Origin of the sequence: Anaeromyxobacter sp. (assembly GCA_016718565.1) — a bacterium.
Classification (GTDB): domain Bacteria; phylum Myxococcota; class Myxococcia; order Myxococcales; family Anaeromyxobacteraceae; genus JADKCZ01.
On the sequence record JADKCZ010000003.1, the window covers coordinates 283,658 to 296,889 of the forward strand.

Annotated in this window: 8 protein-coding genes; 4 read left to right on the forward strand and 4 right to left on the reverse strand. The window is 76.1% G+C overall.

The annotated features are described in order from the left end of the window. Positions 1–66: 66 nt before the first annotated feature. The 3 genes from IPO09_11390 to IPO09_11400 all read right to left on the reverse strand — a co-directional run bounded on the left by IPO09_11390 (position 67) and on the right by IPO09_11400 (position 7,515). Positions 67–6,591 carry a hypothetical protein gene (locus IPO09_11390; GenBank protein ID MBK9517940.1) on the reverse strand — a complete coding sequence of 2,175 codons (6,525 nt, stop codon included), beginning with the start codon at positions 6,589–6,591 and terminating at the stop codon, positions 67–69. A gap of 241 nt (positions 6,592–6,832) precedes the next feature. Then, the gene (locus IPO09_11395; GenBank protein MBK9517941.1) at positions 6,833–7,162 is read right to left on the reverse strand and encodes a BON domain-containing protein; all 330 of its coding nucleotides are present in this window, start codon (positions 7,160–7,162) and stop codon (positions 6,833–6,835) included. A 71-nt stretch (positions 7,163–7,233) separates the two neighbouring features. Continuing rightward, on the reverse strand, positions 7,234–7,515 hold the full coding sequence (locus IPO09_11400) for a hypothetical protein (protein MBK9517942.1): 282 nt from the start codon (positions 7,513–7,515) through the stop codon (positions 7,234–7,236). 130 nt (positions 7,516–7,645) lie between these two features. Here IPO09_11400 and IPO09_11405 point away from each other — a divergent pair, with 130 nt between their 5' ends. The 4 genes from IPO09_11405 to IPO09_11420 all read left to right on the forward strand — a co-directional run bounded on the left by IPO09_11405 (position 7,646) and on the right by IPO09_11420 (position 12,526). Beyond that, positions 7,646–7,837, forward strand: coding sequence for a hypothetical protein (locus IPO09_11405; GenBank protein ID MBK9517943.1), 192 nt, complete (start codon positions 7,646–7,648; stop codon positions 7,835–7,837). Between the two features lie 496 nt (positions 7,838–8,333). Further along, entirely contained in the window at positions 8,334–10,292 is a 1,959-nt protein-coding gene (locus IPO09_11410; GenBank protein ID MBK9517944.1) for a hypothetical protein, read from the forward strand. A gap of 260 nt (positions 10,293–10,552) precedes the next feature. Then, positions 10,553–11,173, forward strand: coding sequence for a chemotaxis protein CheB (locus IPO09_11415; protein ID MBK9517945.1), 621 nt, complete (start codon positions 10,553–10,555; stop codon positions 11,171–11,173). A gap of 12 nt (positions 11,174–11,185) precedes the next feature. Beyond that, a complete protein-coding gene (locus IPO09_11420; protein MBK9517946.1) occupies positions 11,186–12,526 on the forward strand; it encodes an alpha/beta hydrolase in 1,341 nt (446 codons plus the stop codon). 69 nt (positions 12,527–12,595) lie between these two features. Here IPO09_11420 and IPO09_11425 read toward each other — a convergent pair whose 3' ends face one another. Next, positions 12,596–13,177, reverse strand: coding sequence for a hypothetical protein (locus IPO09_11425; protein ID MBK9517947.1), 582 nt, complete (start codon positions 13,175–13,177; stop codon positions 12,596–12,598). Positions 13,178–13,232: the final 55 nt, after the last annotated feature.

A 13,232-nucleotide genomic window follows, 5' to 3' on the forward strand; every position in this document is an offset into this window, starting at 1 on the left:
CCTACTGGCCGGCGGCCGGCGGCGCAACCCCCGCGCCCGGGGTCGGGCCGCCGCCGCCGCTCCCCCTCAGTTGGCGCGGCAGCTGGTGGTGCCGTCCAGGTTGCCGGAGCAGTCGATGCTCTGGACCTTCTCCTGGTAGGCCTCGATGGTGTCCAGGCCCCGCTCCAGGGCGTCGAGGGCCGCGTCCATCTCCTGCAGGATGAAGTCCACCGGCACGTTGCCGAAGTCGAGGAGACCGAGCTCGCCGTTCAGGTCGTTCAGCGTGTCGAGCAGCCCCTTGAGCTGGCGCAGCGCCCCGAGCGGATCCCGCCCATCGGGGTGCCCCAGCGCGCTCTTCCCCTTCTCGGCCCGTGCCAGCAGGTCGCGCAGGCGCCTGAGCAGGTCGTCCGGGTCGGGCTTGCGATCGTCGGGGCAGGGACCGCCGCAGAGGCCGGTGGGGTCGGCCCGGTTGACCGGGTCGCCGCCCGCGTAGGCGTAGAGGTTGCCGCCGCCGCCGAAGAGGAGCGGATCGCGCGAGGTGAAGCGGCCCGTGGCGGGGTCGTAGTCCCGGACGCCGAGCCGGACCAGCCCGGTGTCGAGGTCGCGCAGCCCGCCGGCGAAGCCGAAGGGCTGGAAGCCGGGGTTGGTGTCCACCAGCACCTGACCGAACGGGTCGTAGTCGAGCCGCTGGGCCGTGGCGCCGGTGGCCACGTCCACCACCAGCCGCACGCTGCCGAGGTGGTCGGTGACCAGCCGGTAGGTGGACCCGCCGCGCAGCAGCAGGTCCGGCACGTCGGCCCGGGAGGCGTAGACGAAGCGGCCCACCACCTCGCCGGCCCCGTCCAACTCGGCGGCCACCCGGCGGCCGTCCCGGTACAGGAGGCCCTGCACCGGTACCCCATCGACCCGCTTGCCAACCCGCCGCCCGGCGCCGTCCACGAGGTACTCGACGCGGCGGCCGTCCGGCAGGTCCACCGCCACCAGGCTCCCCAGCGCGTCGACGGTGTAGCGGGTGGTCCCGGCGGCGCCGCTGCGCTGCACCAGGTGGCCGGACCGGCTCCAGCCGAAGGCCTCGCCGCCCTGAGCCAGCAGCCGGTCCTGGGCGTCGAAGGTGGCCGTCGCCGGCCCACCCGGGCCGGACGCGCCGACCCGGTTCCCGGCGGGATCGTACAGGTAGGACCAGGAGGCCACCGGCGCGGCGCCCTCGCTGAGCGTGGCCGCCTCGAGCCGGCCGGCCGCGTCGTAGCCGAGCGCCCAGCTGCGCGCCAGCCCCTCGACCACCTCGTCGATCTGGACGACGCGGCCGAGCGGGTCGCGCTGGTAGCTCGCCGAGAGCAGCCCGCTGGCGGCCGCCGAGGCCTCCAGCCAGGCCAGGTCGCCGAAGGCGTCGTGCCCGGCGCGGGTCTCCAGCAGGCCGGCCGTGGTGCCGGCGAGCAGCCCGCTGGGATCCCAGGTGAGCGCCAAGGGCCCGGCCCGCACCGGGAAGCCGTCCCCGTCGCGCCCGTAGTCCACCGCCTGGCCGTTCACCGTCTCCAGCGCCAGCGCGAAGTCGCGGTCCCAGGCGCTGGCCACGGCCCCGGTGACCGGCCCGGACCAGCGCTGCTGCAGCAGCAGCGGCCCATCGAAGGTGAGGTCGAGGACCACGCCGCGGGGGTCGGTGATGCGGCTCAGGGTGCCGGTGGCGGGGTGGTGGTCGAAGGTGGTGGTGCCCTCGGGCGTGGTGCGCCACTCCAGGCGGCCGCCGCAGCCGCGCCCCTGCGCGACGGCGGCGCCGCCGGGCAGGTCGAGCCGCACCAGCCGCCGCTCGGTGTCGTAGCCGAAGGCCACCCGGTCGGCGCCAGGCGGGTCGCCGCCGACGGCCGGCGGCTCGTGGGCCGCGAGCAGGCCGCGTCCCTCGCGGACCAGGCGGTGGCGCGCGCCCAGCGGCGTGTCCACCGCCACCGCGGCGCCCAGGCCGTCGCGGGTCACGCGCAGCGTGTCGCCGCCCGGTCCGGTGACCGCCACCGGGCGCGCCGCCGCGTCGTGCTCCAGGGTGGCGGCGCGCCCCGTGGCGTCGGTCACCCGGGCCAGGGTGCCGTCCGCGCCGTACAGGCCCGCGGTGCGGCGGGTCTCCGGCCCCGCCGAGCGCCGCTGCTCGGTGAGGCGCGCCGGCGCCTCGTAGGAGAGGACCAGCGGCGCCAGGGCGCCCACCTGCAGGGAGGTGACCCGGCCCGAAGGATCGAGCGTGCGCCGCACCACCCGCCCCTGCGGCGTGGTGGCGGTGAGCGCGCCGCTGGCCGCCTCCCAGTCGAGCCGCCAGGCCCGGCCGTTGACCACCACCGAGCGGTGCGAGGCCGTCAGGGAGAGCGGGTCGCCCGGGGTGGCCAGGGTGACCTGCTCCGAGAAGGTCGCCACCGAGCGGAGGCCGGCCGGGGTGGTCACGGTGCGGCTGACCAGCGTCGGGGCCAGCCAGCCGAAGCGGGCGTCGGCGCCCAGCACCTCCTCCACGGTGGTGCCGTCGGCGTGTTCCACCCGGGTGCCGCCGCTGGAGTCGGTGCGCCAGGACGAGATCGGGCAGCCCGCCGGGGAGACGGTGCGCTCGACGCCGCCGGCCTCGGTATGGTGCGTCTGGTAGGTGGTCGCCACGCCGCCGAAGGGCGAGACGGTCACCTGCTCGTCCATCGGCGTGCCCGCGCGCGCCAGCGTGGTCACCCCGCCGGCCGGGTCCTCGTGGCGGGTCAGGGCCCCGGTCCCGTCGTAGGCGAAGCGCGCCACGCCACCCGCCGGGTCGGCCAGCCGGGTGAGGAGGCCGTCGGGCGTGTAGGAGAGCGCCCAGGCGCCGCCGGCCGGATCGACCACCGTCTCGAGGAGGCCACCCGGTCCGAAGCCGAGCTCGGTGCGCTGGCCGCCCGCCGCGACGACGGTCGCGCCGCCGGCGCGCCGCTCGATGGCCGCCAGCAGGGTCCCGGCGCCGTCGCGCACCTCGGCGAGCCTGCCCGCGGCGTCGTAGCCGAAGGCGTGCAGCACCTGGCCGGTGAGCGCGTGCACGGTGGCCAGGTGCCGGCCGCCGCTGGAGAGCCGGTAGAGCCGCGCGCCTCCCAGGTCGGGCAGGACCAGATCGCCCACCAGGAACGAGGACACGGGACCACGCACCACCCGGACCAGGTAGCTGCCGCTGTCGAGCAGGTAGAGGTCTCCGTCCGGCGTGGCGGCCAGGTCGGTCGGGCCGCACAGGATGCTGCCGGCGGCCGAGTTGCCGTCGCCGCCGGCGCACCCGAAGCAGGTGCCGGAGACGAGGTCGATGCAGGTGGATTGCGCCCCGGCCAGCGCAGTGATGGTCCCGTCCGGCCCGATGCGCCGGACCCGGTGCTCCGCGTCGGAGACCAGGAGCGCTCCCTGGGGCTCCAGCGCCAGCTTGTAGGGGGTGAGCCGGGCGGCCAGGGCCGGGCCGCCGTCGCCGGTGGCGCCAGGCTGCCCCGTGCCGGCCACCGTCTCGATCCGCCCGGCGAAGTCCAGGCGGCGCACCCGGGCGTTGCCCAGGTCGGCGACGAGGAGGTTGCCGGCGCGGTCCACGGCCAGGCCGGTCGGCTGGGAGAGCTGGGCCAGCGCGGCCAGGCCGCCGTCGCCCGAGAAGCCCGCCTGGCCGGTGCCGGCCACCGTGGAGATGGTGCCCCCCGGCGCCACCCGCCGCACCCGGTGGGCGCCGCGGTCGGCCAGGTAGAGCGCGCCGTCGGCCGACGCGGCCAGCGCCGCGGGGTCGGTGAGCGCGGCCGCGGTGGCCGGTCCGCCGTCCCCCGAGTCCCCCGCCTGGCCGGTGCCGGCCACGGTGGTGATGGTGCCGTCGGGGGCCACCCGCCGCACCACCCGGTTGCCGCGCTCGGCGACGTAGACGCTGCCGTCGGGCCCAACGGCCAGCGCGGCCGGCGCCGAGAGCCGGGCCAGGGTGGCCTGACCGCCGTCGCCCGCGTACCCCGCCGTGCCGGGCGTCCCGGCGAACACGCTCCAGCTGCCGGTGGCGGCCCGCGCCGTGGTGGCAGTGGGCGGGCCGGCAGCCCCGTCGGGCGGCGGCGGCGGTGGCGGTGGCGCCTCGACGGGCGGCCCGAGGCGCCGCACCACGTGCCAGTTCGTGTCGGCCACCAGGAGGGACCCGTCGGGCAGCAGGGCGAGCCCCTCGGGCCGGACGCCGCCCCGGAGCGACGGCGACCCCAGGAGCCGGAAGGCCGGCAGGAGGGGGCTGGTCTGGCCGGGCACCTGCTCGATGAGCGGCAGCACCCGGTGGGGCGTGGCGCCCTGCCGGCTCCCGTCGCCCAGGTGGAGCACCTTGGTGGCCGGCTGGTAGGCGTGGTGCGGGCTCAGCGACCACCCGCCCAGCGCCGCCCCCGGGAGGCCGCGCAGCGCCTCCAGCGTGCCCGACCACATCGCGACCCTGCCGCCTTCCTCGAGGCCGCGCACCGTCACCAGCGTGGGCACCGAGCCAGGCGGGGCGTCGCCGAAGGTGCGGTAGTACTGCCCGCCGACCGCCCAGTACTTCACCGGGTAGCGGTAGGTCACGTACACGGTGACCGGCACCGTCCCGAGGGCCGGACGCCCGTAGGGGTCGACCAGCCCCCGGGTCGAGACCCTGAAGACCTGGTTCGGGGCGGCCGGCCTGAACTCCTGGTAGAGGACCTGGCCCAGGATGGAGACCTGGACGTCCACGGCCAGCAGCGCCGGGTGGATGGAGGCACCCGTGACCTGGAGGTCGAACTCACCGGTGCGCCAGCCCTCCGTGCGATCCGTCCCGTAGTGCAGGCTGAAGGGTGTGCCGGCCAGCGGGATGGCCTCCCCCAGCACCTGGTTGGCGCACTCCAGTACCGAGCCGGGGCGGCAGCAGTCCTGGTCGGCTGGCCGGGGCCGGGGCGGGAGCGGCGGGGGGAGGTCCGGCGGCGGCACGTCGGGCGGGTCGAAGGTGGAGGGGAAGTTGCAGTCGATGGGGGAGAAGTGCGCCAGCGGCACCCGCCACAGCCGCTGGCCCGCGGCGTAGAGCGCACCCAGCTGCGCCCGCTCCGCGGCCGTCACGCCGAGGGCCGAGCCGTCGTCGGCCGCGCCGTCGCCGTCGGTGTCGAGCGCCGCCACTCCGCCGGTCACCGCCAGCACCTGCACCACCCGGCCGTTCGGCTGCGGCACCCACTGGCCCAGCGCCCGGTCGTAGGCGCCGGTGGGGACGCCGCTCCCCACCGGGAAGCCGAGGAAGTCCTCCAGGTAGAGCGGCACCGGCCGGGTGAAGGTCACCCGGGTGGCCCCGGCGGCCAGCGCCTCGTCGACCGACAGCTCCACCGCGTAGGTGTAGGCGGTGGTCGGCGGCAGCTCGGCGGGCATCCGCTGCTTCCCGCTCGGGCCCACGGTGTACTCGGTGGCCCGCACCGTGAGGGTGGTGAGCGGCTGGGTCGCGCCGCCGGGCAGGACCAGCTCGGCCCCCGTGCCCGCCGGGAAGAGCACGGTGGCGCGGCGTGCGCCGTCGGCGTCCGTCACCAGGCTGCCGCGCGCCACCTGGAACGGCGCCGGAGACGAGAGGTCCACCGCCGTGGCCGCCGGGTCGAGCGGCACCAGGGCCACGTCGGGCAGGTGGGCGAAGTCGCGCCAGGGGGCCCGGACCTTCCGCTGGGCCGGCAGGAAGCCCGTCAGGGCATAGTCCACGGTGAGCTCGCCGCCGCCGTTCACCGCCAGGTCGAAGCGCCCGTCGGCGCGGCTGTGGGTCCGCCCCAGCTCAGGGTGACCGAGCACGGTGAGCCGCACCCCGGGCAGGGGCGCGCCGGCCTCGTCGAGCACCCGCCCCCGCAGCACGGCCGCCCGCCGCTCGCCGATGGTCCCCGCCGCGACGCCGCTCTGGATGGGGCTCGAGCCCGAGTACAGGAAGGAGACCGCCGCGCCGAAGGAGGTGGTCACCGTGGGGTCCAGCGGCGGCGCCACCGTGGCCGGGTCCGGCGGGACCACCGGCGGGAGCGCCGTCACCACCAGCGTGAACGGCGGCAGCGCGGCGCTGGCGCCGGCCAGGTCGGTCACGGTGAGGGTGATGGGGCCGGCGGCGCCCACGTCACCGGGCCCCGGGAGCCCGGCCAGCACCCCGCTGCCGGCGTCGAGCAGGATCCAGGCCGGCGCGCCGGCCGCCGAGAAGGTGAGCACGTCGCCCACGTCCACGTCGGCGGCGGCGGGCGTGAAGCTCCAGGGCGAGCCCTCCTCCACGGTGGTGGCCGGCGCACCCGCGATGGTGGGCGCGTCGTTGACGTTGGCCACCGTGACGCCGAAGGCCTGCGTGGCCGAGGCGCCGGCCCGGTCCTCCACCACCAGCGCCACCGCGGCCGCGCCCACGTCCTCGTTCCGCGGCGCGCCGGAGAGCGTGGCCGTGCCGTCGCCGTGGTCGACGAGGGCGAGCCAGGCCGGCAGCGCGGTGGCCCGCAGGGCGCGGACGTCGCCGGCGTCGGGGTCCGCGGTGACCACCTGGTAGGACCAGGGCTGGTCCTCGGTGGCCGCGGTGGCCGGGGTGCTGGTGAAGGTGGGCGCCCGGTTCCCCTCGCCCCCCCCGCCACCGCCCGGGCACCCAACCAGCGCCAGCGGCACCGCCGCGACCAGGATCCGGAGCGTGGAGCGGCTCATGGCGACCCTCCCCCGGGGCGCGCGGGCCGGTGCAGCGCGCCGGGCGCCACCGTGACAGCGGGCTGCCGCGCGCGATCAGCCGCTCGGCCTCCGTTCCGCCGACCGGACGGTGGGCTCGCTCGAGGCACGCCCCATCACCTGGAAGCGTGGGCCGACCTCCCGGGACCGTCAACGGGAGCGGGCTCGCTCGCTTGGGGCTGCGCCCGGCTGGCCCCTCCCTGGCGGGTGCGCCGCAGGCCCGCTACTTCACGATCAGGTCGTTGCGCACCGAGCGGACGCCCTTCACCCCGCCGGCGACCTCCCCGGCCCGGCGGGCGGCCTGCGCCGAGTCGACGAAGCCGCTCAGCTGCACCACGTCCTTGAAGGTCTCGACGCTGATCTGGAACGACTTGAGCGAGGGCTCGTCGAGCAGGGCCGCCTTCACCTTGGTGGTGATGACCGAGCTGTCGACGAACTGGCCGGCGCTCTCGGGGGACTTGTCGGCCGCCTGCGTGGTGGCGCACCCCAGCACGGCGGCGCCCGACAGCGCCAGACCGGCGGCGGTGAGCATGGTCAGCGTGAGCTTCTTCATGGTGGTGCTCCAGGTCAGTGGGTTGGACCGTGCAGCGGAAGGGCGCGGGTGCCACGGGACGGCGGACGTGGTCAGCCGCGGCGCGACCAGAAGAATCCGCCTCCGCCGAACAGCAGGACCAGGACGATGACGATGAGCAGCGTGTTGGTCGACATGGGTTCCTCACGTGGTGCGAAGGCGTGCCCAGGAAGAGCCAGGGCGCCGGGTTCGATCGATGAGGTTGCACCCGCCGTGCCTGGCCCGCGCAGGCGCCACACCTCGCTCCGGGGCCCGGTTGGCACCGGATCCGCCGGGGCGGCGCGTTCACGAACGTTCGTGGGCGCCGTCAGGCCGCCGATCGGCGAGGCGATCACGGCCGGGGGCGCCGAGCGCGCACCGGATGGATCGGCCGCCAGACCTGGGATCCGCGCGGCGGGCCTGGCCGCAGCGGCTGGCGTGGCCTGGTGCGTGCAGTCTCGAAGGTCATCCCCCAAGGAGCACGCCATGAAGACAGCCTCCCGCACGACCGCCCCCCTCGGCGACCTGATCACCGCCGCCTTCGACGGCGCCCGGGGCTACTCCACCGACCCGGGCGAGGTGTCCCTCCTGGCCACCCAGGCCGTGGCGCACATGCTGCGTCGCCTCGGACGGGCCGCCTCCACCTCCGAAGTTCCGCTGGCACCCGTCCAGCCCTGAGCGGCCGTCCGGTCCGTCGAGCTGAGCTGCGGCCACTTCGGTGCGAAGGGCCGGCGGTGCTCGCCGACGTCGTGGAGCCGTCGGCAGCTTCCGCCGACGGAAGATGAGGGGCACCGCGGGCAGCGTCCCGCGTGAGTCGGATCGTCGGCGACAGCTGGCCCCTCCGCCTGGCCGGAGCGTGGCGCTCCCGCTCGAGCCCGCTCGTCTCGCCCTGGACGGGCCAGCCGTCCAAGCCTGTTCGCGAACAACCGCTCGACCACACCCGGCGGGGGCAGCGCTCGCGAGATCAGGGACTTGCGTCGATCGGCGCGAGGCACGGCGGGTGCAGCCTGTACCGAACTCACCCGACAGCGGTTCTTCCCGAACGTCCGGCTCGCGCCGGCGTGGGGTGGACCGCTGCCGGCGACGGGAGGCCGTCGACGGGCACGTTCCGCGAGGCGTGTCTCGCACCACCACCCGCAGCGTCGGGTGCCACTGCAGGGTCCGAGGAGGACACATGATGAAGCCGAAGCAGTACACCGCAGCCACCTGGTTGGGCGCCGCGTCACTCGCCCTGTTGCTCGCCGCCTGCGGCTCGTCGGACTCCCCGTCCGCCGGCCAGGCCCTCACCGACTCGTCCAGCGCGGGCGTGGTCTCGCTCAAGGACTCGTCCTCGGACGCCAAGTCCCGCACCGGACCGGTGCAGGCCGACGGGAGCTTCGCCCTCGACATGGCCGGGCTCTCGGCCCCGTACCTGCTCCGCGTGGAGTGGAGCGAGGCGGGCTCCACCCGCCGCCTCTACGCCGTGTCCGAAGGGCGCGAGAACCTGGACGTCAACCCCCTCACCGACGTGGCCTTCCGCGGCGGCCACGACGAGGACGACGACGACGACGGCGACGAGGAGGAGGACGACGGCGTCTTCGAGGGCTCCGACCACGACGGGAAGCACGGCTCGGCCACCCAGGCCCGGTACATCCTGGGCCAGCTGACCGTGGTGCTGGCCCCGCTCTTCGAGCGCTATGGCATCACCGACCCGCGCACCGACCGCGACGCCGTCCGCCTGCTCCTCCGGGACGTGAGGGTGTCCCTGAGCCACCGCGTCGTCACCGTGACCAACCGCGAGACCGGCGGCGTCATCTTCACGGGGCACCTCAACCGGCTGTCGCAGGGCACCTTCACGGCCGCCAACATGCCGGCCGGCCCCGGCACGCCCGGGACCACCTGCACCGCCTTCACCTACTCGGCGTTCGGTGAGTGCCAGCCCGGCAACACCCAGACCCGCACCGTGCTGACCTCGACGCCCGCCGGCTGCACCGGCGGCGCCCCGGTCACCTCGCAGGCCTGCACCTACGTGCCGCCCGTCAACGCCTGCACCGCCTTCACCTACTCGGCGTTCGGTGAGTGCCAGCCCGGCAACATGCAGACCCGCACCGTGCTGACCTCGACGCCCGCCGGCTGCACCGGCGGCGCCCCGATCACCTCGCAGGCCTGCACCTACGTGCCGCCCGTCACCACCTGCACCGCCTTCACCTACTCGGCCTTCGCCGCCTGCCAGCCGAACAACACCCAGGTCCGTACCGTGCTGACCTCCTCGCCCGCCGGCTGCACCGGCGGCGCCCCGGTCACCTCGCAGGCCTGCACCTACGTGCCGCCTGTCAACACCTGCACCGCCTTCACCTACTCCGCCTACGGCGCGTGTCAGCCCAGCAACACCCAGACCCGTACCGTGCTGACCTCCTCGCCGGCCGGCTGCACCGGCGGCGCCCCGGTCACGTCGCAGGCCTGCACCTACGTGCCGCCCGTCACCACCTGCTCCAGCTTCACCTACTCGGCCTTCGCCGCCTGCCAGCCGAACAACACCCAGGTCCGCACCGTGCTGACCTCCTCGCCGGCCGGCTGCACCGGCGGCGCCCCGGTCCTCACGCAGGCCTGCACCTACGTGCCGCCCGTCACCACCTGCACCAGCTTCACCTACTCGGCCTTCGACGCCTGCCAGCCGAACAACACCCAGGTCCGCACCGTGCTGACCTCCTCGCCGGCCGGCTGCACCGGCGGCTCGCCGGTCCTCACCCAGGCCTGCACCTACGTGCCGCCCGTCACCACCTGCACCGCCTTCACCTACTCCGCCTACGGCGCGTGCCAGTCCAACAACACGCAGACTCGCACCGTGCTGACCTCGTCGCCCGCCGGTTGCACCGGCGGCGCCCCGGTCACCATGCAGGCCTGCGTCTTCGTGCCGGCCTGCACGCTGGCCACGGCCACCCCCTCCTGCAGCACCTGCCACGGGACCCCCGGCACCGGGTCGCATGCGAGCAGGCCGCTGAGCTGCGCGAACTGCCACGGGCCGGTCAACAACGGCGCGGGGACGCCGTCCACCGGGATGGCCGCCGCGCTGTCCGGCACCGCCTGCCGGCTGACCTACCCGACCTCGGGTACGCACGACAACGGCACGGTCAACTTCGGCGCAGCCCAGTAGACCAGCCGTCGTCGAGTCGACTCCCGGTGACCCCCGGGCGTCGCCTCGACACCACGGGCCCGCCAAGGGCCCGGCAAGACCAGCCGCCCTGCCCCGCACCGTCGGGGTGGGGCGGCGTCGCGTCCGGGTCTCCACGCCGACCGAGCGCCCGCACCACCCGGCCCTGTCGCCGCGGCGGCGCGCCGCCCCCGTTTGACCCCGGCCAGCGCGCGGCCGGCGGCATACGGATCCCGGGAACGAAGCCACGAGGTGCCGCACCGATGAACACCCTGGTCCCCGCCATCGACTTCCCCGTGGTCTGCGTCGGCGGCTCGGCCGGCGGCCTCGACGCCTACATCCGCCTGCTGGACCACCTCCCGCCCGACCTGGGCGTCGCGGTGGTCATCGTCAACCACCTCCGGACCGTGGACACCCTGCTCCACCAGATCCTGCCGCACCACACCTCGATGCCCGTGGAGCTGATCTCCGAGCGGCTGCGCATCGAGCCCGACCACGTCTTCATCATCCCGCCGCAGCGGGACCTGCACGTCCTGGAGGGCGAGTTCCGCCTGAAGCCCATCTCCAAGCCCAGGGGCTGGCCCGACGTGATCACGGTCTTCCTGCGCTCCTTGACGGAGCACTGGGACGGGACGCTGGTGGCCGTCATCGTCTCCGGCTACGACGGCGACGGCGCCGCCGCGCTCTGCGGCATCCAGGAGGCCGGGGGCATCACCATCGCGCAGCGGTCCGACACCGCGGCGCAGCCCGCCATGCCCGAGAGCGCCGTCGCCAGCGGGTGCGTCGACCTGGTGCTCTCGCCCGAGGAGATCGCCGACGAGATCCGGCGGATCGCCCGGGCCGAGCCCCGCCGCTGGCGGGCGCGCGCCGTGGCCGTGCCATGATGGAGGCGCGAGGTGCACACGGGCGACAGGAGCGACACGGCCGTGGCCATCCTCAACGGGGCCATCGGGGATCACCTGGCCCGGACCGGGAACGCCCTGGCCACCGGGCTCACCCTGCTGGCGCGGGGCCGGCCGGTGGCGCTGGAGCGCGCCGCCCTGGCCCAGGCGCTGCCGTCGGCCGGCCCCCGCGTGGTGGTCCTGCTGCACGGCCTCATGACCACCGAGGCCATCTGGCGGCTGGCGGACGGCCGCGACCACGGCGCGCTGCTGGAGCGGGACCTCGACCTGACGCCCCTCTACCTCCGCTACAACTCCGGGCTGGCCATCGCCGACAGCGGCGCGGCCCTGGCCAGCCTCCTGGAGCGGCTGGTCGAGGTCTACCCGGCGCCGCTCGAGGAGCTGGTGCTGCTCGGCTACAGCATGGGCGGGCTGGTGGCCCGCAGCGCCTGCCACGTGGCCAGCCTGGAGGGGCACCGCTGGCTGCCGCTGGTGCGCCGGGCCATCTACGTGGGCACGCCGCACCGGGGCGCCCCCCTGGAGCGGGCCGGGCGGCTGGTGGCCCGGGTGCTCCAGGCGGTGGACGACCCCTACACCCGGCTGGCCGCCGAGCTGGCGGACCTGCGCAGCGACGGCGTGAAGGACCTCGGCGACGCCGATCTGCGCCACCAGGACCGCGCCAGGCGCCTCGCCAGCCCCTCCCTGCGCGACCCGCACCACCCGGTGCCGCTCCTGCCGTCCATCCGCCACCACCTGGTGGCCGGCGCGCTCTCGCGGGAGCCCTGGCTGGCGTCGCTCTTCGGCGACGCGCTGGTCTCCGTGGCCAGCGCCACCGACGGCGCCGCCTCCGGCCGTGAGGCCGCGCCGCTGCCCCGCGGCCAGGTGCGGGTCCTCCCAGGCCTCTCCCACCTCGCGCTGGCGAGCCGGCTCGAGGTCTACGAGCAGGTGCGCGACTGGTGCGAGGAGGAGCTGCCGGCCTCGACCCCACCCTCCCGCCCGACGCGCCACGCCGCCGACCTCCCGGTCGCCGCCGCGCCGGCCGGCGACCCGCGCCCGCCACCCCTCCCCCCGCCGGGCCAGGAGGCCAGCCGGCCCGCGGCCAGGTGGCGCGGCCTCGCCCAGCTGGCCGGGGAGGCCGTGGAGCACGGCGCCGGGGCGGTGGAGCGGGTCCACCTGGCCACCGCGCGGCGTCCGTTCACCGTGCTGGAGCGGGTCCCAGGGCTCGCCGGACCGGCGCGGCTGGTCCACCGGGTGCACGACGCGGCGGTCACCGGCGCCTACGGGCTGGTCCGCCTGGCGGGGCGGGCGGTGGGCGCAGCGGCGCCGGGCCGATCCGGCGCCGGGCGCCCGCGCTGACCGCCGGCGGCGCCCGGCACCGGCGTCCCTGGTTCGGTCGACCGCCCAGGGATCCGGCAGCTCGCCTGCTCAGTCGTTCGGGCGCCACTCCACCAGCCAGCTCGCCAGCGGGGCGTCGGGCGAGCGCGGCTCGAGCGTGACCCGTCCCTGGTACTTCGAGAACGAGAAGGCCGACTCCAGCGTCCCGCAGACGGCGGTGAGGTAGTGGGAGCCGCGCAGCTCCGGCGGCAGCTCGCGGATGGTCAGCCTGGTCAGGCCGGCCTTCGGGTTGGTCACCTCGACGTGGCCGCAGTCGCGGTAGGTGGTGAGCCACCCCTGCGGGAAGGTCTTGAAGAGGAGGCTGGGCGACGGGCTGAGGAGGCGGGTGAGCCCCTGGAAGAGCGGCTTGAAGAAGCCGTCGAGCGAGTGGAGGAAGGAGGCGGTGCCCCAGCGCCGCAGCCCGGCCTCCCCGGCCTCGGCGAAGACCGCCTCGGCCAGCTCGGCGTTCAGCGCCACCGGCAGGTGGTCGGTGCGCAGCGCCTGCTCGATGGCGGCGACGGTGTCGGGCCGGAGGCGCGCCCGCACGGCCGCGGCGCAGCCGAGCCGGTCGATGGCCCAGAGATCGTCCTTCAGGTGGGCGGCGCGGACCGCGGGGCCTCGGGGCGTGGACACGTCCACCTCGAATACGCGAACGGACCGGGCCTGTCGAGCCGCCGGGCCCGGGGCG

Bases quoted from the DNA above. Each gene is read 5' to 3' on its own strand.
- IPO09_11390 (MBK9517940.1), bottom strand. From the start codon at position 6,591: ATGAGCCGCTCCACGCTCCGGATCCTGGTCGCGGCGGTGCCGCTGGCG.
- IPO09_11395 (MBK9517941.1), bottom strand. From the start codon at position 7,162: ATGAAGAAGCTCACGCTGACCATGCTCACCGCCGCCGGTCTGGCGCTG.
- IPO09_11405 (MBK9517943.1), top strand. From the start codon at position 7,646: ATGAAGACAGCCTCCCGCACGACCGCCCCCCTCGGCGACCTGATCACC.
- IPO09_11410 (MBK9517944.1), top strand. From the start codon at position 8,334: ATGATGAAGCCGAAGCAGTACACCGCAGCCACCTGGTTGGGCGCCGCG.
- IPO09_11415 (MBK9517945.1), top strand. From the start codon at position 10,553: ATGAACACCCTGGTCCCCGCCATCGACTTCCCCGTGGTCTGCGTCGGC.